Here is a 16970-nt window from a genome sequence, read left to right as displayed (position 1 = left end):
CACCCGGGGGCCGGCCGTCAGGGGGTTGCTCAGCGAATGCTCGCCAGCCGGGTCGGGAGCTGGCCGGGCGGGCCGTTGTGGGTGCCGGGGCGGCGCTGGCCGGGGAGCGGGGCACCGGCCGGCGGGGGGCTGGGGCGGCGCGGACCGGTCGCGGTGCCCGGCACCGGGTGGGCGGGCTGCTCGGCGGCCAGGCCCAGCGGGGCGACCGCGATCTGCACGCCGCAGTCGGCCAGCGCGTCCAGCTCCCGGGCGGTCGGGTCCTCGGCGGCGGTGTGCTCGTCGGTGACCAACCGGGTGATCGCCTCGGTCGGCACGGTCTGGAACATGGTGTCGGTGCCGAGCTTGGTGTGGTCGGCGAGCACGATCACCTCCGCCGCCGCCTGCACCAGCGCCCGGTCGACGCTGGCGGAGAGCATGTTGGTGGTGGACAGGCCGCGCTCGGCGGTCAGCCCGCTGCCGGAGATGAACGCCTTGGCGACCCGCAGGCCGTGCAGCGACTGCTCGGCCCCACTGCCCACCAGGGCGTAGTTGGAGCCGCGCAGGGTGCCGCCGGTCATCACCACCTCGACCCGGTTGGCATGGGCCAGCGCCTGGGCGACCAGCAGCGAGTTGGTGACCACGGTCAGGCCGGGGATGCGGGCGAGCCGGCGGGCCAGCTCCTGGGTCGTGGTGCCCGCGCCGACCACCACCGCGTCGCCCTCCTCGACGAGCCCGGCCGCCAGGTCGGCGATCGCGCTCTTCTCGGCGGCGGCGAGGTGGGTCTTCTGCGGGTATCCCGGCTCCCGGCTGAAGCCTCCGGGCAGCACCGCACCGCCGTGCCGGCGGTCGAGCAGCCCTTCGGCCTCCAGCGCCCGCACGTCTCTGCGTACGGTGACTTCGGAGGTCTGGACGACGCGGGCGAGCTCACGGAGCGACACGGCTCCGTTGGCGCGCACCATTTCGAGGATCAACTGGCGACGTTCTGCTGCAAACACAGGACCGACGGTAACCTGAGTGACCGTCTGCTTTCAGGCGTTTGCAGCCGGTAGTCGGAATTGCTCACCTCGGTGCGGCGCGCGACCGTACAATGCGCGCTCCGCTGACCGAGTGACGCCGGTGAAGCAGTGGGACTCAGGCGTCCGAGGAGCCCTCGCGCTTGCGGATGTGCAGCTGGCGCGCGGCCTCGGCGGTGGAGCCGGAGAGCGACGGGTAGACCGTGAACGCACTGGCCACCTGTTCGACCGTCAGGTTGTTGTCCACCGCGAGCGAGATGGAGTGGATCAGCTCGCTGGCGCGCGGGGCGACCACCACGCCGCCGACCACGATGCCGGTGCCGGGGCGGGCGAAGAGCTTCACGAAGCCGTCCCGGATGCCCTGCATCTTGGCCCGCGGGTTGCCGCGCAGCGGCAGCTTGATCTCGACCGCGTCCATCTTCCCGCAGGAGACGTCGGCGGCGGTGTAGCCGACCGTGGCGATCTCCGGGTCGGTGAAGACGTTGGAGGCGACGGTCTTCAGGTTGAGCGGCTGCACCGCGTCGCCGAGCGCGTGGTACATCGCGATCCGGCCCTGCATGGCGGCCACCGAGGCGAGCATGAAGACGCCGGTGCAGTCGCCGGCCGCGTACACGCCGGGGGCGGTGGTGCGGGAGACCCGGTCGACCTTGATCTGGCCCCAGTCGTTGAGCTGGACGCCGGCCTCCTCCAGGCCCATCTCCGCGGTGTTCGGGATCGAGCCGACCGCCATCAGGCAGTGGGTGCCCTCGATCACCGTGCCGTCGGAGAGGGTGACCTCGACCCGGTCGCCGATCCGCTTGGCGCTCTCGGCGCGCGAACGGCCCATCACGTTCATGCCACGGCGGCGGAAGACGTCCTCCAGCACCTCGGCGGCGTCCGGGTCCTCCCCGGGCAGCACCCGGTCGCGCGAGGAGACCAGGGTGACGTTGGAGCCGAGCGCCTGGTACGCGCCGGCGAACTCGGCGCCGGTGACGCCGGAGCCGACCACGATCAGCTCGCGGGGCAGCTCCTCCAGGTCGTACACCTGGGTCCAGGTCAGGATCCGCTCACCGTCCGGCTGGGCGTCGGGCAGCTCGCGCGGGTGGACACCGGTGGCGATCAGCACCACGTCGGCGCGCAGCGACTCGGTGCTGCCGTCCTCGCGGCCCACCAGCACCTCGCGGGAGCCGTCGACCGCCTGGCCGCCGGCGCCGAGCCGGCCCTTGCCGCGCAGCACGGTGACGCCGGCCCGGGTGACCGCCTGGGTGATGTCGTGCGACTGGGCGATCGCCAGGCGCTTCACACGGCGGTTGACCTTGCCGAGGTCCACGCCGACCACCCGGGCCTGCTGCTCCAGCGGCGGGGTGTCGTCGGCGACGATGATGCCGAGCTCCTCGTACGAGGAGTCGAAAGTCGTCATCACCTCGGCGGTCGCGATCAGGGTCTTGGACGGCACGCAGTCCGTGAGCACCGCCGATCCGCCCAGGCCGTCGCGGTCGACGACGGTCACCTCCGCGCCGAGCTGGGCGGCCACCAGGGCCGCCTCGTATCCGCCGGGTCCGCCACCGATGATCACGATCCGAGTCACGTGCCCCATTCTCCCGCATGCCGGAACGGAATCCACGCCGGGGGCGTTGTTCCGGGGGTTGTGCGCCGTGATCGGGTCTCAGGTTCCCGCGGTGATCTCCCGTAGGCTGGCGACCATGTCGCTCTACGCCGCCTACGCCACCAACCTCGACGCCCGGCAGATGAGCCGGCGCGCCCCGCACTCCCCGCTGCGCGGCACCGGCTGGCTGCCCGGCTGGCGGCTGACCTTCGGCGGCGAGCAGCTGGGCTGGGAGGGCTCGCTGGCCACGGTGGTGGAGGACGAGAAGGAGCAGGTCTTCGTCTCGCTCTACGACGTGGCGCCGATGGACGAGGAGGGCCTGGACCGCTGGGAGGGTGTGCAGCTCGGCATCTACCGCAAGGTCCGGCTGCGCGCGCAGACCCTGGACGGCGAGGTGTCGGTCTGGACGTACGTGCTGAACGACTACGAGGGCGGGCTGCCCGCCGCGCGCTACCTCGGGCTGATCGCGGACGCCGCGGAGAGCGCCGGCGCGCCGGACGACTACGTGCTGGACCTGCGCCGCCGTCCCTGTTGAGAGGTACCTCCAGGCGCGGCGGACGATAGCGGGTCGAAAGCTGTCGTTCTACGCAATCCGGGTAACGATCCGGCATGGCTTCCACGATCTGTCTACGCGCGTAGTGGTTTCTTGACTATCCTCGGCGACGTGAACGCTTCTCCTCAGTCGGTCGTCTCCGCCGACCCCTACGCCGCCGCCCGGGCCGCCGCCGATCGCCTGCGCGAGCTCACCGGCGCCGAGCACCACGACGTCGCCCTGGTGATGGGCTCCGGCTGGGTGCCGGCCGCCGACGCCCTCGGCGAGACGCTGGCCGAGTTCCCGGTCACCGAGCTGCCCGGCTTCCCCGCGCCCGCCGTGGCCGGCCACGCCGGCACCATCCGCTCGGTCCGGATCCCGGGCGGGGGCGACCGCCGCGCCCTGGTCTTCCTCGGCCGCAACCACTACTACGAGGGCCACGGCGTGGCCACCGTGGTGCACGGCGTGCGCACCGCCGCCGCGGCCGGCTGCCGGACCATCGTGCTGACCAACGGCTGCGGCGGCCTGCGCGAGGGCTGGGTGCCCGGCCAGCCGGTCCTGATCAGCGACCACATCAACCTGACCGCGGACTCCCCGATCGTCGGCGCCAACTTCGTCGACCTCACCGACCTGTACTCCAAGCGCCTGCGCGCGCTGTGCCGCGAGGTCGACCCGAGCCTCGACGAGGCGGTCTACGTGCAGTTCCGCGGCCCGCACTACGAGACCCCGGCCGAGGTCCACATGGCCCGGGTCATCGGCGGCGAGCTGGTCGGCATGTCCACCACCCTGGAGGCCATCGCCGCCCGCGAGGCCGGCGCCGAGGTGCTCGGCATCTCCCTGGTCACCAACCTCGCCGCCGGCATCACCGGCGAGCCGCTCAACCACGCGGAGGTCCTGGAGGCCGGCAAGGCCTCGGCCGAGCGGATGGGCGCGCTGCTGGCGAAGGTGCTTGAGCGGATCTGATCCGCACCTGACGCAGAATCGGTAACGGACGGGCCGTCGGCCGGGGTGTGGGGCTGCCCCCACGCTCCGACCGGCGGCCCGGTCCCATTGGCGACGACAACCTCACGAGGGAGCAGGGCACCCATGCCGCAGGCCTCCACCACCGACCTCCTCGCCCGGGCCCGCGCCTGGCTCGCCGAGGACCCCGACCCGCAGACCCGCGAGGAGCTGACCTCCCTGCTGGCCGCCGCCGAAGGCCCCGAGGCCGAGGGCGAGGAGCGGATCGCCTGGTCCCGGCTGGCCGAACGCTTCGCCGACCGCCTCCAGTTCGGCACCGCCGGCCTGCGCGGCGAACTCGGCGCCGGCCCGATGCGGATGAACCGCGCCGTGGTCATCCGCGCCGCCGCCGGCCTCGCCGCGTACGTCCGCAAGAACCCCTCGCTCGGCGACCTCGTGGTGATCGGCTACGACGCCCGGCACAAGTCCTGGGACTTCGCCCGCGACACCGCCGCCGTCGTGGTCGGCGCCGGCCTGCGCGCCGCCCTGCTGCCCCGGCCGCTGCCCACCCCCGTGCTCGCCTTCGCCGTCCGCCACCTCGGCGCGGCCGCCGGCGTCACCGTCACGGCCAGCCACAACCCACCGCAGGACAACGGCTACAAGGTGTACCTGGGCGACGGCTCGCAGATCGTCCCGCCCGCCGACATCGAGATCGCCGCCGAGATCGACGCGATCGGCTCGCTGGCCGACGTCCCGCGCGCCTCGGACGGCTGGGAGGTGCTCGGCGACGACGTCGTCGAGGCGTACCTGCGACGCGCCGTCACCGTGGTCGCCCCGGACGGCGCCCGCGACCTCGACGTCGTCTACACCCCGATGCACGGCGTCGGCCGGGACGTCCTGCTCGCCGCCTTCAAGGCGGCCGGCTTCCCCGCCCCCACCGTCGTCGCCGAACAGGGCGAGCCCGACCCCGACTTCCCGACCGTCGCCTTCCCCAACCCGGAAGAGCCCGGCGCGATGGACCTCGCCTTCCGCACCGCCGCCGCCGTCGGCCCCGACATCGTCATCGCCAACGACCCGGACGCCGACCGCTGCGCCGTCGCCGTCCCGGCGGGCGGCGGCAGCGGCGGCTGGCGGATGCTGCGCGGCGACGAGGTCGGCGCGCTGCTGGGCGCCGCACTGGTCGACAAGCGGGCCACCGGCACCTTCGCCACCACCATCGTCTCCTCCACCCTGCTCGGCCGGATCGCCTCCGCCGCCGGCCTCGGCTACGCGGAGACCCTCACCGGCTTCAAGTGGATCTCCCGGGCGGACGGCCTGCGCTACGGCTACGAGGAGGCGCTCGGCTACTGCGTCGACCCGTCCGGCGTCCGCGACAAGGACGGCATCACCGCCGCCCTGCTGGTCGCCGAACTCGCCGCCGGCCTCAAGCGGACCGGACGCACCCTCACCGACCTGCTCGACGACCTCGCCCTCGAACACGGGCTGCACGCCACCGACCAGCTGTCGGTCCGGGTCGACGACCTGACGGTGATCGCCGACGCCATGCGACGGCTGCGCGAGCAGCCGCCCACCGAGCTCGCCGGACTGCGCGTCACCCGCGCCGACGACCTCACCGCCGGCTCCGCCGACCTGCCGCCCACCGACGGCCTGCGCTACTACCTGGCCGGCGAGGGCGTCACCTCCGCCCGCATCGTGGTCCGGCCCTCCGGCACCGAGCCCAAGCTCAAGTGCTACCTCGAAGTCGTCCTCCCGGTCCCCACCGCGGCCGACCTCGGCACCACCCGCGACCGCGCGGCGGAGATCCTCGCCGCGATCAAGCGCGACCTGGCGGGCGCGGCGGGCATCTGAGGCCGCCCCCGGAAAGTCCGACGGGGCGCCGGTCCGCCTGCTCAGGCGGTCCGGCGCCCCGTGCGGGAAGCGCTGCGGTCAGGTGGCGCTGCGTGCGGGAGGCGCTGCGGTCAGGTGGCGACGATCAGGGTGACCAGGGCGATCAGGCCGGCCAGGGTCGGGGCGATGATCCACCAGCACCAGGTGACCCGGGCCTCGCCGGCGGCCAGCGGGTTGGCCGCGTTGGTGTCGGCCAGCTCCTGCAGCTCGCTCACCACCTGGTCGGACCAGGCGCGCGTCGGGTCCGACTGGCCTGGCCGGACGCTGCGGCCGGCCGGGACGCTCCACCGGCTGCTGGTGGTGTCGCCGGAGGCGGCGGCGCGGGCGGCCATCCGGTTGGCCCGCTTGCGCTGGCGCAGCGACACCGGGACGGCCCAGACCTGGTACTTCTTGCCGCCGGCGAACAGCTCGACCGAGTAACCGGCCTTCAGCCCCTCCACCGACGCCCACGGGACGTCGATCGTCCGCAGCGGGTTGCGGACCAGCAGCCGGCGGTCGTTGGAGAGCACGGCCGGACGCAGCGTGTACGCGATCACCGGGAAGGCGAAGACCGGGGCCGCCGCGAGGGCGATCCACGGGGTGCGGCCGGTGCCGTTGATCACCGCGTCGATGATCAGCCAGCCGGCGATGGCCAGCAGCATCACGCCGGCGATGATGCCGGGGACGGAGCGCTGCACGCGGTCGGCGTACTTCTGCTCGGGGGCGGCGGAGCCCTGGTCGGGCGTGCCGTCGGAATCGGTCATGTCGTCGATTCTGCCCCATCCCTCCCGTGCTTCCCAGAGTCTCCAGAGCACGACCAGGCCACGGGACGGCCACGAAGACCGCCCGCCACCAGCGGTGACGGGCGGACGTCGGGCGGACGTCGGGCGGAGCGGGTCAGGCGGTGCGCCGCCGCAGGGTGGCGGCGCCGAGGGCGAGCGAGAGCAGCCCGCACACGGCGACCACGCCGAGGTCGAGCAGGGTCCGGCCCTGGACGCCGGCGGAGGTGGTGAGCCGGGCCATCGCGTCCACCGCGTACGAGAGCGGCAGCACGTCGGAGATCCAGCGCAGCACGGGTGCCATGTCCTCGCGCGGCACGAACAGTCCGCAGAGCAGCAGTTGCGGCAGCAGCACCGCCGGCAGGAACTGCACGGCCTGGAACTCGGTGGCGGCGAAGGCGGAGACCAGCAGGCCGAGCGCCATCCCGAGCAGCCCGTCCGCGACCGCGACGGAGAAGACCAGCCAGGTCGGCCCGGCGATGTCCAGGCCGAGCACGCCGATGGTCAGCGCGGAGGCGAGCGCCGCCTGCACCAGGGCGACCGCGCCGAACGCCAGCGCGTAGCCCAGCAGCAGGTCGAGCTTGCCGAGCGGCATGGTGAGCAGCCGCTCCAGGGTGCCGGTGGTCCGCTCCCGCAGCATCGCCACCGAGGTGACCAGGAACATCACCATCAGCGGGAAGACGCCGAGCAGCGCGGGGCCGATCCGGTCGAAGGTGCCCGGCTGGGCGTCGAACATGTACTTCAGCAGGACCAGCAGCAGGCAGGGCACCACCAGCAGCAGCGCGATGGTACGCGGGTCGTGGCGCAGCTGGGCGAGGACGCGCCGGGCGGTGGCGAGGGTACGGGTCGGGTTCATCGGGCGCTCTCCACGAGTTCCAGGAAGGCGCTGTCGATGTCGGCCGCGCCGGTGGACCTGAGCAGTTCGTCCGGGCTGTCGTGGGCGAGCAGCCGGCCCTCGCGCATCAGCAGCAGCCGGTCGCAGCGGGTGGCCTCGTCCATCACGTGGCTGGAGACCAGCAGGGTGGCGCCGCCGTCCGCGAGCTCGCGGAACAGCCGCCACAGGTCCTGCCGCAGCACCGGGTCGAGGCCGACCGTCGGCTCGTCCAGGACCAGCAGCTCGGGCGTGCCGAGCAGGGCCGCGGCGAGCGAGACCCGGGCCCGCTGGCCGCCGGAGAGCCGGCCGACCGCGTCGCGCTCGTGCCCGGCCAGGCCGACCCGGGCGACCACCCGGGCGGGGTCGGTGCGCGGGGCGCCGAGCACGGCGGCGAAGTAGTCGAGGTTCTCGGCGACGGTCAGGTCGGCGTAGACCGACGGCGCCTGGGTGACGTACCCGACGCGGTGGCGCAGGCCGGCGCCGCCCGCGGGCTCGCCGAGCACCTCGACCGTGCCGGCGGTGATCCGCTGCACGCCGACGACCGAGCGCAGCAGCGTGGTCTTGCCGCAGCCGCTGGGGCCGAGCAGGCCGGTGATCGAGCCGCGCTCCAGCTCCAGGTCGAGGCCGTGCAGGACGGTGCGGCCGCCGCGGTCGACGGTGAGTCCGGCGATCCGGATCGCGGGGGCGGCGGACCCCGGCGAGGAATTCATCATGTGATGAGTTTTGCGGCGCCGACGCGACCCGTCAAGGGGGTGCGTGAGGTCAGCTCACGGCGCGTCGAAGTACGACTGCACCGTCCGGCCGAGCAGCGGGACCAGCTCCTCGGGCGGCGCCGAGGCCAGCGGCTCCACCCCGATCACGTACCGGGCCATCGCCAGGCCGACGATCTGCGACATCGCCAACTCCACCCGCAGCTCCGGCCGCTCCCCGTCCAGCACCGCGGCCAGCCGGCCCACCAGCTCCGTCACCATGAAGCCGCGCACCAGCGCCGCGACCTCCTCCGACGCCGCGGCCGTGCGCAGCAGCGCCAGCAGCCGGTCCCGGATCGCCGGCTGCTCCCACAGTTCCAGCACGAACGCCGCCAGGCGCTCGCCCACCGAGGCGCGGTCCCCCGCGAGCACCACCCGCTCCACCACCGCCCGCGGGTCGATCGGGAACTCCAGCGCCGCCATGAACAGCCGATCCTTGCTGCCGAAGTAGTGGTGCAGCAGCGCCGCGTCCACCCCGGCCGCCCGGGCGATCGCCCGCATGCTCGCCTTCTGGTACCCCTTCGCCCCGAACTCCGCCCGGGCCGCCGCCAGCACCGCCCCCCGGGTGTCCTCCCCTCCGGGCCGCCGCCCGGTCCGCTTCTTCTCCGCGGCCTGCATCTCGTCGCTCACCCCGCCATTGTCACCGCGCCCCCGCCCCGGCCCGGCCGATTGCGCCCCGCTTCACGTCCCACAGATCGAAAAGGCCTTGCCGCAAGGACCGGTCGTGCGGAAACGTCTGCGCGCATGACGATCAGTAGGAGATCATTCGGTCTGGCGGCGGGGCTACTGGCGGCCACCGGGGCGCTCGGCCCGCTGTCCGCAGGGCAGGCCGCCGCCACGGCACGGCCGCGCGCAGGAAGTGCGGAGGCCCCGCCCGCCAAGGCCACGCCCGTCGCCCGGTGGCGTCTGGACGCCGCCACCGGCTCGCCGACCGTCACTCCGGACGAGTGGCCGGGCCACCTGGACGCCCGACTGGGCGGCGGCGCAACGATCAACCCGAGCGGCGGCCCGCTGCTCGTACCGGGCACCCTGGCCCTCGACGGAATCGACGGCCACGCCGAGGCCCCGGTCGCGGTGGACACCACCGGCAGCTTCTCGCTGGCGCTCTGGGCGAGCCCGATCGCGACGCCCACCCGGGACATGACCGTGCTGGCGCTCACCGGCAAGCGCGGCAGCGCGCTGACCCTCCGCTGGAAGCACCGGGCGGCGACCGGCACCGCGAGCAGCGTGGGCCACTGGGAGGCGGAGATCCGCGACTCGGCCCGGCCGGACGCGGCACGATCGATCGCCACCCACACGCCGGCGGTCCCCCTGTTCGAGCAGTGGAACCACCTCGCGGTCGTGTACGACGCCGACGCCGCCGCACTCAAGCTCTACGTGAACGGCGCGCCGGAGAACCAGCAGTGCGCCCCGGGCGACGAGTTCTGCTTCCCCAGCGTCTCGATCGTGCCGTCGGTCCGGCCGTTCGGGAAGCTGAACGCCCTCCAGTTCGGCCGGTCGCGCAGCGGGCAGGAGTGGACCGACCACTTCGCCGGCGAACTGGACGACGCCTGGCTGTACCGGGGCGCGCTGAGCGAATCCCAGATCATCCAACTGGCCGATTACAACACGATGTTCGACCAGAACAACGCCCCCTGACCGCCCCGCCCGCCGCCGGTGGTCCACCACCGGCGGCGGGCCCGGGACGGAGGGGTCAGGCGTCGGCGTCGAGGACGGCGGTGACGGCGGTGACGATGTGGGACTCGGCGGCGGGCTTGGCGACGCCGAGGTCGGCGAGGGGGCCGGCGCCGTCCTGCTGTTCGAGGAGGGCAAGCAGGATGTGCTCGGTGCCTACGTAGTTGTGGCCGAGGCGGAGGGCCTCGCGGAAGGTGAGTTCGAGGGCCTTCTTGGCCCCGGCGTCGAAGGGGATCAGGGCGGGGAGGCCGTCGACGGCGGGCGGGAGGGCGGCGGTGGCGGCGGTGCGCACCGCGTCGGGCCCGGCGCCGAGCGCGCCGAGGGTGAGGGCGGCGAGCGCGTCGGGCTCGGCGACCAGTCCGAGCAGGAGGTGCTCGGTCCGGATCTCGGGGTTGCCGTTGGTGCGGGCGGCTTCCTGGGCATGGATGACCACGTTGCGGGCGGCGGTGGTGTAGCGGCTGAAGCCCTGGCTCGGGTCGAGCTCCTCGGAGCCGGCTGCGGCCGGGTCCTTGGGGACGAAGCGCTTCTGGGCGGCCTGCCGGGTGACGCCCATGGAGCGGCCGATGTCGGTCCAGGAGGCGCCGGAGCGGCGGGCCTGGTCGACGAAGTGGCCGATCAGGTGGTCCGCGACGTCGCCGAGGTGTTCGGCGACGAGGACCGCGTTGGTGAGCTGGTCGAGGGCTTCGGGGTGGGCCTTGCGGATGCCGTTGATCAGGTCGTCGAGGCTGATCTGCGGGTTGGTGCCAGCCGGGTTCGTCATATGTCAACCTTAGGTTGACACCCCTCCACTGTCAACCCAGGGTTGCGCACTCTCATTTCGGTCAGACATCGAAACCGCCCACCCCTAGCCCTCGGCTACGCGCGTAGATATGCTGGTCTGGTGACTATGTCCACTCTTGCAGCCAACGCCCCCGGCGCAGCGGGCAGCGGTCTCGAGGACGTCGCGGCGTCCGAGGCCTCGCTCCGCCGCTTCCTGCACGGTCTGCCCGGCGTCGACCAGGTGGGCCTGGAGGCCCGCGCGGCGACCCTCGGCACCCGTTCGATCAAGACCACGGCCAAGGCGTACGCCATCGACCTGGCCATTTCGATGATCGACCTGACCACGCTGGAAGGCGCGGACACGGTCGGCAAGGTGCGCGCCCTGTGCACCAAGGGCAGGACGCCCGACCCGACCGACCCGACCACCCCGCAGGTGGCCGCGATCTGCGTCTATCCGGACATGGTCGCCACCGCGAAGGATGCCCTGCGCGGCACGCCGATCCAGGTCGCCTCGGTCGCCACCGCCTTCCCGGCCGGCCGCGCCGCGCTGCCGGTGAAGCTGGCCGACACCGCCGACGCGGTGGCCGCCGGCGCCGACGAGATCGACATGGTGATCGACCGGGGCGCCTTCCTCTCCGGCCGCTACCTGGACGTCTTCAACGAGATCGTCGCGGTCAAGGAGGCGTGCAAGCGCCCCGACGGCACCGCCGCCCACCTCAAGGTGATCTTCGAGACGGGCGAGCTGCAGACGTACGACAACGTCCGCCGGGTGTCCTGGCTGGCGATGCTGGCCGGCGCCGACTTCATCAAGACCTCCACCGGCAAGGTCGCGGTGAACGCGACTCCCCCGGTGACCCTGCTGATGCTCGAGGCCGTCCGCGACTTCAAGGCGCAGACTGGGATCCAGGTGGGCGTGAAGCCTGCCGGCGGCATCAAGACCACCAAGGACGCGATGAAGTACCTGGTGATGGTCAACGAGACCCTGGGCGACGACTGGCTGACCCCGCACTGGTTCCGCTTCGGCGCCTCCAGCCTGCTCAACGACCTGCTGATGCAGCGCCAGAAGCTGACCACCGGACGGTACTCCGGTCCCGACTACGTGACGGTGGACTGAGGAACATGGCCAAGAACAAGAACACGGTCGTCGAGCAGCCGGCGAAGTCCGGCCTCTTCGAGTACGCCCCGGCGCCCGAGTCGCCGGCCGCCGCGGGTGACATCGCGACCTCGTACGGGCACTTCATCGGCGGCGAGTTCGTCGACTCCTCCGGCAGCGAGGCGCTGAAGACCGTCAACCCGGCCACCGAGCAGGTGCTGGCGTCCTTCGCGCAGGGCACCGACGAGGACGTGGACCGCGCCGTCGCCGCCGCCCGCAAGGCGTTCGCCGACTGGTCGGCACTGCCGGGCAGCGAGCGCGCCAAGTACCTGTTCCGGATCGCCCGGATCATCCAGGAGCGCTCGCGCGAGCTGGCGGTGCTGGAGTCGATCGACAACGGCAAGCCGATCCGCGAGACCCGCGACGTGGACCTGCCGCTGGTCGCCGCGCACTTCTTCTACTACGCGGGCTGGGCCGACAAGCTGGACTACGCCGGCTACGGCGCCAACCCGAAGCCGCTGGGCGTGGCCGGCCAGGTCATCCCGTGGAACTTCCCGCTGCTGATGCTGGCGTGGAAGATCGCCCCGGCGCTGGCCACCGGCAACACGGTCGTCCTCAAGCCGGCCGAGACCACCCCGCTGACCGCGCTGCGCTTCGCCGAGATCTGCCGCCAGGCCGGTCTGCCGAAGGGTGTCGTCAACATCGTCACCGGTGACGGCCGGACGGGCGCGGCGCTGACCGCGCACCCGGACGTCAACAAGGTCGCCTTCACCGGCTCCACCCCGGTCGGCCGGGCGATCGCCAAGCAGCTGGCGGGCACCCGCAAGAAGCTCTCGCTGGAGCTCGGCGGCAAGGCCGCCAACATCGTCTTCGACGACGCGCCGCTCGACCAGGCGGTCGAGGGCATCGTCAACGGCATCTTCTTCAACCAGGGCCACGTCTGCTGCGCGGGCTCGCGCCTGCTGGTCCAGGAGTCGATCCAGGACGAGCTGCTGGACGCGCTGAAGCGCCGGATGGGCACCCTGCGGGTCGGCGACCCGCTGGACAAGAACACCGACATCGGCGCGATCAACTCCGCCGAGCAGCTGGCCCGGATCACCGCGCTCACCGAGATCGGCGAGTCCGAGGGCGCCGAGCGCTGGTCGCCGGCCTGCGAGCTGCCGGGCACCGGCTTCTGGTTCAAGCCGACGCTGTTCACCGGCGTCTCCCAGGCGCACCGGATCGCCCAGGAGGAGATCTTCGGCCCGGTGCTGTCGGTGCTGACCTTCCGCACCCCCGCCGAGGCGGTCGAGAAGGCCAACAACACGCCGTACGGCCTCTCCGCCGGCATCTGGACGGAGAAGGGCTCGCGCATCCTCTGGATGGCCAACAAGCTCAAGGCCGGTGTGGTCTGGGCGAACACCTTCAACAAGTTCGACCCGACCTCGCCGTTCGGCGGCTACAAGGAGTCGGGTTACGGCCGCGAGGGTGGCCGCCACGGTCTGGAGGCCTACCTCGATGTCTGATGTGGCACTGCGTCTTGACGTCTTCAAGACCTACAAGCTGTACGTCGGCGGGAAGTTCCCGCGCTCCGAGAGCGGGCGGGTGTACGAGGTGACCGACGCAAAGGGCCAGTGGCTGGCCAACGCACCGCTCGGCACCCGCAAGGACACCCGGGACGCCGTCCTGGCCGCCCGCGCCGCGGTCAAGGGCTGGGCCGGCACCACCGCGTACAACCGCGGCCAGGTGCTGTACCGGGTCGCCGAGATGCTGCAGGGCCGCCGCGAGCAGTTCACCGCCGAGGTGGCGACGGCCGAGGGCCTGGGCGTCAAGAAGGCGGCCGCGCTGGTGGACGCCGCGATCGACCGCTGGGTCTGGTACGCGGGCTGGACCGACAAGGTCGCGCAGATCGCGGGCGGCGCCAACCCGGTCGCCGGGCCGTTCTTCAACCTGTCCACCCCGGAGCCGACCGGCGTGGTCGGCATCGTGGCGCCGCAGGCCGGCCACGGGTACTCGCTGCTCGGCCTGGTGTCGGTGGTCGCCCCGGCGATCGCCACCGGCAACACCGTCGTGGTCGCGGCCGCCGCCGGCGCGCCGCTGCCGGCGCTGTCGCTGGGCGAGGTGCTGGCCACCTCGGACGTGCCCGGCGGCGTGGTGAACATCCTCTCCGGGAAGACCGCCGACATCGCCCCGACGCTCGCCTCCCACCAGGACGTCAACGCGCTCGACCTGGCCGGGGCGATCGCCGCCGACGGGCCCGGCGCGGCGGCGCAGCTGGAGGCGTCCGCCGCGGATACGCTGAAGCGAGTCGTCCGGCCCCCGGTGGACCCGTCCGCCGCGGACTGGACGGACGCGCCCGGCACCGAGCGCCTGCTCTCCTTCCTGGAGACCAAGACGGTCTGGCACCCGATGGGTATCTGACCCGACCAGAGACCGGCCGTCCCACGTGCCCCTACCCCCCCCGGGGGCCCGGACGGTCTGACGGACCCGCACCCTCCCCCCTGGTGCGGGTCCGTCCCCCTGTCCGGGCACCGTCGTCCTGTCCGGGCACCGTCGGCCGGCCGCTGTCGCGAACATCTCGGTCCGCCCGGTATCGCACGGCCCGTCCGATACGTCAGACTGGTGTCTCGTGAGTGACCTCCCGCTGAACCGCCGTACCACCGCACGTGCCCGCGTCATCCTGCTCTCGGGTCCGTCCGGCTCGGGGAAGTCCTCGCTGGCCGAGCGGACCGGCCTGCCGGTCCTCCAGCTCGACGACTTCTACAAGGACGGCGACGACCCCACCCTCCCGCAGTTCCCGGAGGACGGCGGCACGGACTGGGACTCCCCGCTCTCCTGGCACCGCGAGGACGCGCTCGCCGCCATCCGGCAACTGGTGGACACCGGCCGCGCCGAGGTCCCGGTCTACTCGATCCCGGACAACGGCCGGGTCGGCACCCACACCCTGGAGCTGGGCGAGGCCCCCGCGTTCATCGCGGAGGGCATCTTCGCCGCCGAGATAGCCGAGCAGTGCCGGGCCGAGCGCCTGCTCGGCGACGCCCTGTGCCTGCGCAACCGCCCGATCACCACCGCCTGGCGCCGCTTCCGCCGCGATGTCCGGGAGGGCCGCAAGTCCGTCCCCTACCTGGTCCGCCGCGGCGTCCGCCTGATGCGCGCCGAGCGGGGCATCGTCGCCCGCCAGGTCGAGCTCGGCGCCTACGCCTGCGACGGCCTGGAGGCCGAGCGCCGGGTGCACGCCGTCGCCCGCCAGGAGGCCCGCGCGCTGCGCGTCTGAGGCCCCGCGCCGCCCCGCGGCACGACAACGACGGAACGGACCCGGTGCTTCTCCCCCGCACCGGGTCCGTTCCGTCTGTTCGGGCCTGGTTTCCCCCCGCGGCCGTCGGTTCCCCCGAACCGGTTGCCGCCGCCCAAGCCCTTCTTCACCCGTCCCCCGACGGGAGTCCTGTTCCGGCCGTCAGGCGACCAGCTCGCCGAAGGCGTGCACCGTGTCACCGGTGCGGTTGAGCTGCTCGTCCTCGCGCAGCCGGCGCAGCGCGCGCCAGATGGAGCTCTTCACCGTGCCGACGCTGATGCCGAGGATGTCGGCGATCTCCGGGTCGGTGCGGCCCTCGTAGTAGCGCAGGACGAGCATGGTCCGCTGGTTCTCCGGCAGCTTGGCCAGCGCCTGCCAGAGCACGGCGCGCAGCTCGGTGCCGCCCATCGCGTCGGTGTCGCCGGCGGTCTCCGGCAGCTCCTCGGTGGGGTACTCGTTGAGCTTGCGGCGCCGCCAGGCGGAGATGTGCAGGTTGGTCATGGTGCGGCGGAGGTAGCCGCCGACGGCCGCCTTGTCGGTGATCCGGTCCCAGGCGCGGTAGGTGGAGAACAGGGCGCTCTGCAGCAGGTCCTCGGCCTCGTACCGGTCGCCGGTCAGGTGGTAGGCGGTGGCGTAGAGCGCGGCGCGGCGCTCCCGCACGTAGGCGGTGAACTCGACGATGTTGTCGGTCCCGCGGGCGGCCTCGACCGGCGCGGCGAAGGACTCGACGACCGGCTGCGCCACCGGCTCCGCGACCGGCTCGACCACGGCGAGGCCGGGGCGGCGGGTGCGGTTGGTGTGGGTGCAGCCCCGCACGACGACCGAACCGGAGGCCCGGTCGGTGCGCACCTCGAACCGGGTCCGGGCCGGGCCGATGGCTGAACGCGTCGCGGTGCGGTTCATCAGCGTTGCGGTCATCGTGCACCCCCATGATCGGTACGAGCGGTTCTCTGGATCGCCGTCGCACCGGTGTGACCTGGTGCGTTGTTCCGGCGACAAGGAAAATCCTGCCCGGTCGACGTCATGGCGGTGTCCGCCGACTGTCACAGCGCTGTCACAAGGCCCGGGACTTTCGTCCACACCGCTGCCACTGGCGCGGACGCACGACGGGAACCGTCCGGTTCCCGGGTTGCTCCGGGTGGGTGCTCCGGAGCTCCGCTTGGGTCAGAATGAGCCCGTGCCTTTCCTGCTTCTGATCGAGGACGACGACGCCATCCGGACCGGCCTCGAACTCGCCCTCACCCGCCAGGGCCACCGCGTGGCCGCCGCCGCCTCGGGCGAGGACGGCCTGAAGCTCTTCAAGGAGCAGCGTCCGGACTTGATCGTGCTCGACGTGATGCTGCCCGGCATCGACGGCTTCGAGGTGTGCCGGCGGATCCGCCGCACCGACCAGCTGCCGATCATCCTGCTGACCGCGCGCTCGGACGACATCGACGTGGTGGTCGGCCTGGAGTCCGGCGCGGACGACTACGTGGTCAAGCCGGTGCAGCCGCGGGTGCTGGACGCCCGGATCCGCGCGGTGCTGCGCCGCGGCGAGCGGGAGAGCTCCGACTCGGCCGCGTACGGCAGCCTGGTGATCGACCGTTCGGCGATGACGGTCACCAAGGACGGCCAGGACCTGCAGCTGACCCCGACCGAGCTGCGGCTGCTGCTGGAGCTGAGCCGCCGCCCGGGGCAGGCGCTGTCCCGGCAGCAACTGCTGCGGCTGGTCTGGGAGCACGACTACCTGGGCGACTCCCGGCTGGTCGACGCGTGCGTGCAGCGGCTGCGGGCGAAGGTCGAGGAGGTGCCCTCGGCGCCGACTCTGATCCGCACCGTGCGCGGCGTGGGGTACCGTCTGGACCCGCCCGCGTAACT

At 72.9% G+C, this 16970-nt stretch carries 17 protein-coding genes; 9 read left to right on the top strand and 8 right to left on the bottom strand.

All coding sequences use genetic code 11. The features are described 5' to 3' along the window. Positions 1-29: 29 nt before the first annotated feature. A complete protein-coding gene (locus tag ACGFX4_RS06055) occupies positions 30-938 on the bottom strand; it encodes a DeoR/GlpR family DNA-binding transcription regulator (RefSeq protein WP_393070726.1) in 909 nt (302 codons plus the stop codon). Positions 939-1110: 172 nt separating this feature from the next. Continuing rightward, a complete protein-coding gene (locus tag ACGFX4_RS06050) occupies positions 1111-2568 on the bottom strand; it encodes an NAD(P)H-quinone dehydrogenase (protein ID WP_393070668.1) in 1458 nt (485 codons plus the stop codon). Positions 2569-2674: 106 nt separating this feature from the next. Here ACGFX4_RS06050 and ACGFX4_RS06045 point away from each other — a divergent pair, with 106 nt between their 5' ends. From ACGFX4_RS06045 to ACGFX4_RS06035, 3 genes are all read left to right on the top strand, one after another. Further along, complete coding sequence (locus tag ACGFX4_RS06045; RefSeq protein ID WP_345697438.1) at positions 2675-3112, top strand: gamma-glutamylcyclotransferase; 438 nt, start codon at positions 2675-2677, stop codon at positions 3110-3112. Positions 3113-3241: 129 nt separating this feature from the next. Beyond that, positions 3242-4072, top strand: coding sequence for a purine-nucleoside phosphorylase (locus ACGFX4_RS06040; protein WP_393070666.1), 831 nt, complete (start codon positions 3242-3244; stop codon positions 4070-4072). A 123-nt stretch (positions 4073-4195) separates the two neighbouring features. Further along, positions 4196-5896, top strand: coding sequence for a phospho-sugar mutase (locus ACGFX4_RS06035; RefSeq protein ID WP_393070665.1), 1701 nt, complete (start codon positions 4196-4198; stop codon positions 5894-5896). Positions 5897-6006: 110 nt separating this feature from the next. On the opposite strand, the gene ACGFX4_RS06030 is transcribed toward ACGFX4_RS06035, so the two are convergent. From ACGFX4_RS06030 to ACGFX4_RS06015, 4 genes are all read right to left on the bottom strand, one after another. Continuing rightward, a complete protein-coding gene (locus ACGFX4_RS06030) occupies positions 6007-6678 on the bottom strand; it encodes a PH domain-containing protein (protein ID WP_393070663.1) in 672 nt (223 codons plus the stop codon). Between the two features lie 133 nt (positions 6679-6811). Beyond that, positions 6812-7549 (bottom strand): ABC transporter permease, encoded by a 738-nt coding sequence (locus tag ACGFX4_RS06025; RefSeq protein WP_393070661.1) that lies wholly within the window; start codon positions 7547-7549, stop codon positions 6812-6814. Further along, positions 7546-8280, bottom strand: coding sequence for an ABC transporter ATP-binding protein (locus ACGFX4_RS06020; protein ID WP_393070659.1), 735 nt, complete (start codon positions 8278-8280; stop codon positions 7546-7548). Before ACGFX4_RS06020 ends, ACGFX4_RS06025 begins: the two co-directional genes overlap by 4 nt. 54 nt (positions 8281-8334) lie before the next feature. Next, a complete protein-coding gene (locus ACGFX4_RS06015) occupies positions 8335-8946 on the bottom strand; it encodes a TetR family transcriptional regulator (protein WP_393070657.1) in 612 nt (203 codons plus the stop codon). Positions 8947-9060: 114 nt separating this feature from the next. Here ACGFX4_RS06015 and ACGFX4_RS06010 point away from each other — a divergent pair, with 114 nt between their 5' ends. Next, on the top strand, positions 9061-9954 hold the full coding sequence (locus tag ACGFX4_RS06010; RefSeq protein WP_393070655.1) for a LamG-like jellyroll fold domain-containing protein: 894 nt from the start codon (positions 9061-9063) through the stop codon (positions 9952-9954). A gap of 55 nt (positions 9955-10009) precedes the next feature. Here the strand turns inward: ACGFX4_RS06010 and ACGFX4_RS06005 are convergent, their stop codons facing one another. After that, positions 10010-10750: a Clp protease N-terminal domain-containing protein gene (locus tag ACGFX4_RS06005; RefSeq protein WP_393070653.1), complete on the bottom strand. Its 741-nt coding sequence runs from the start codon at positions 10748-10750 to the stop codon at positions 10010-10012. A 126-nt stretch (positions 10751-10876) separates the two neighbouring features. Here ACGFX4_RS06005 and deoC point away from each other — a divergent pair, with 126 nt between their 5' ends. The 4 genes from deoC (at position 10877) to ACGFX4_RS05985 (ending at position 15095) form a co-directional block, all read left to right on the top strand. After that, a complete protein-coding gene (deoC, locus tag ACGFX4_RS06000; protein WP_393070651.1) occupies positions 10877-11863 on the top strand; it encodes a deoxyribose-phosphate aldolase in 987 nt (328 codons plus the stop codon). Between the two features lie 5 nt (positions 11864-11868). Continuing rightward, positions 11869-13347, top strand: coding sequence for an aldehyde dehydrogenase family protein (locus ACGFX4_RS05995; protein ID WP_393070649.1), 1479 nt, complete (start codon positions 11869-11871; stop codon positions 13345-13347). Beyond that, entirely contained in the window at positions 13340-14242 is a 903-nt protein-coding gene (locus ACGFX4_RS05990) for an aldehyde dehydrogenase family protein (protein ID WP_393070647.1), read from the top strand. Before ACGFX4_RS05995 ends, ACGFX4_RS05990 begins: the two co-directional genes overlap by 8 nt. 208 nt (positions 14243-14450) lie before the next feature. Continuing rightward, positions 14451-15095 (top strand): ATP-binding protein, encoded by a 645-nt coding sequence (locus ACGFX4_RS05985; RefSeq protein ID WP_393070646.1) that lies wholly within the window; start codon positions 14451-14453, stop codon positions 15093-15095. A 180-nt stretch (positions 15096-15275) separates the two neighbouring features. On the opposite strand, the gene ACGFX4_RS05980 is transcribed toward ACGFX4_RS05985, so the two are convergent. Then, positions 15276-16031 (bottom strand): SigE family RNA polymerase sigma factor, encoded by a 756-nt coding sequence (locus ACGFX4_RS05980; RefSeq protein WP_393070644.1) that lies wholly within the window; start codon positions 16029-16031, stop codon positions 15276-15278. Between the two features lie 259 nt (positions 16032-16290). Here ACGFX4_RS05980 and ACGFX4_RS05975 point away from each other — a divergent pair, with 259 nt between their 5' ends. After that, complete coding sequence (locus tag ACGFX4_RS05975; protein WP_345697452.1) at positions 16291-16968, top strand: response regulator transcription factor; 678 nt, start codon at positions 16291-16293, stop codon at positions 16966-16968. Positions 16969-16970 lie beyond the last annotated feature (2 nt).

The organism is Kitasatospora sp. NPDC048365 (assembly GCF_043200835.1).
GTDB classification, from domain to species: domain Bacteria; phylum Actinomycetota; class Actinomycetes; order Streptomycetales; family Streptomycetaceae; genus Kitasatospora; species Kitasatospora terrestris.
Note: the sequence above shows the minus strand (reverse complement) of the source record. Positions and strands in the feature narration are given on the sequence as shown.

What these genes read in the sequence shown, in the direction of transcription:
- ACGFX4_RS06055 (WP_393070726.1), bottom strand. Translation starts at nt 938, where the DNA reads ATGGTGCGCGCCAACGGAGCCGTGTCGCTCCGTGAGCTCGCCCGCGTC.
- ACGFX4_RS06050 (WP_393070668.1), bottom strand. Translation starts at nt 2,568, where the DNA reads ATGGGGCACGTGACTCGGATCGTGATCATCGGTGGCGGACCCGGCGGA.
- ACGFX4_RS06045 (WP_345697438.1), top strand. Translation starts at nt 2,675, where the DNA reads ATGTCGCTCTACGCCGCCTACGCCACCAACCTCGACGCCCGGCAGATG.
- ACGFX4_RS06035 (WP_393070665.1), top strand. Translation starts at nt 4,196, where the DNA reads ATGCCGCAGGCCTCCACCACCGACCTCCTCGCCCGGGCCCGCGCCTGG.
- ACGFX4_RS06030 (WP_393070663.1), bottom strand. Translation starts at nt 6,678, where the DNA reads ATGACCGATTCCGACGGCACGCCCGACCAGGGCTCCGCCGCCCCCGAG.
- ACGFX4_RS06025 (WP_393070661.1), bottom strand. Translation starts at nt 7,549, where the DNA reads ATGAACCCGACCCGTACCCTCGCCACCGCCCGGCGCGTCCTCGCCCAG.
- ACGFX4_RS06020 (WP_393070659.1), bottom strand. Translation starts at nt 8,280, where the DNA reads ATGATGAATTCCTCGCCGGGGTCCGCCGCCCCCGCGATCCGGATCGCC.
- ACGFX4_RS06010 (WP_393070655.1), top strand. Translation starts at nt 9,061, where the DNA reads ATGACGATCAGTAGGAGATCATTCGGTCTGGCGGCGGGGCTACTGGCG.
- ACGFX4_RS06005 (WP_393070653.1), bottom strand. Translation starts at nt 10,750, where the DNA reads ATGACGAACCCGGCTGGCACCAACCCGCAGATCAGCCTCGACGACCTG.
- deoC (WP_393070651.1), top strand. Translation starts at nt 10,877, where the DNA reads ATGTCCACTCTTGCAGCCAACGCCCCCGGCGCAGCGGGCAGCGGTCTC.
- ACGFX4_RS05995 (WP_393070649.1), top strand. Translation starts at nt 11,869, where the DNA reads ATGGCCAAGAACAAGAACACGGTCGTCGAGCAGCCGGCGAAGTCCGGC.
- ACGFX4_RS05990 (WP_393070647.1), top strand. Translation starts at nt 13,340, where the DNA reads ATGTCTGATGTGGCACTGCGTCTTGACGTCTTCAAGACCTACAAGCTG.
- ACGFX4_RS05980 (WP_393070644.1), bottom strand. Translation starts at nt 16,031, where the DNA reads ATGACCGCAACGCTGATGAACCGCACCGCGACGCGTTCAGCCATCGGC.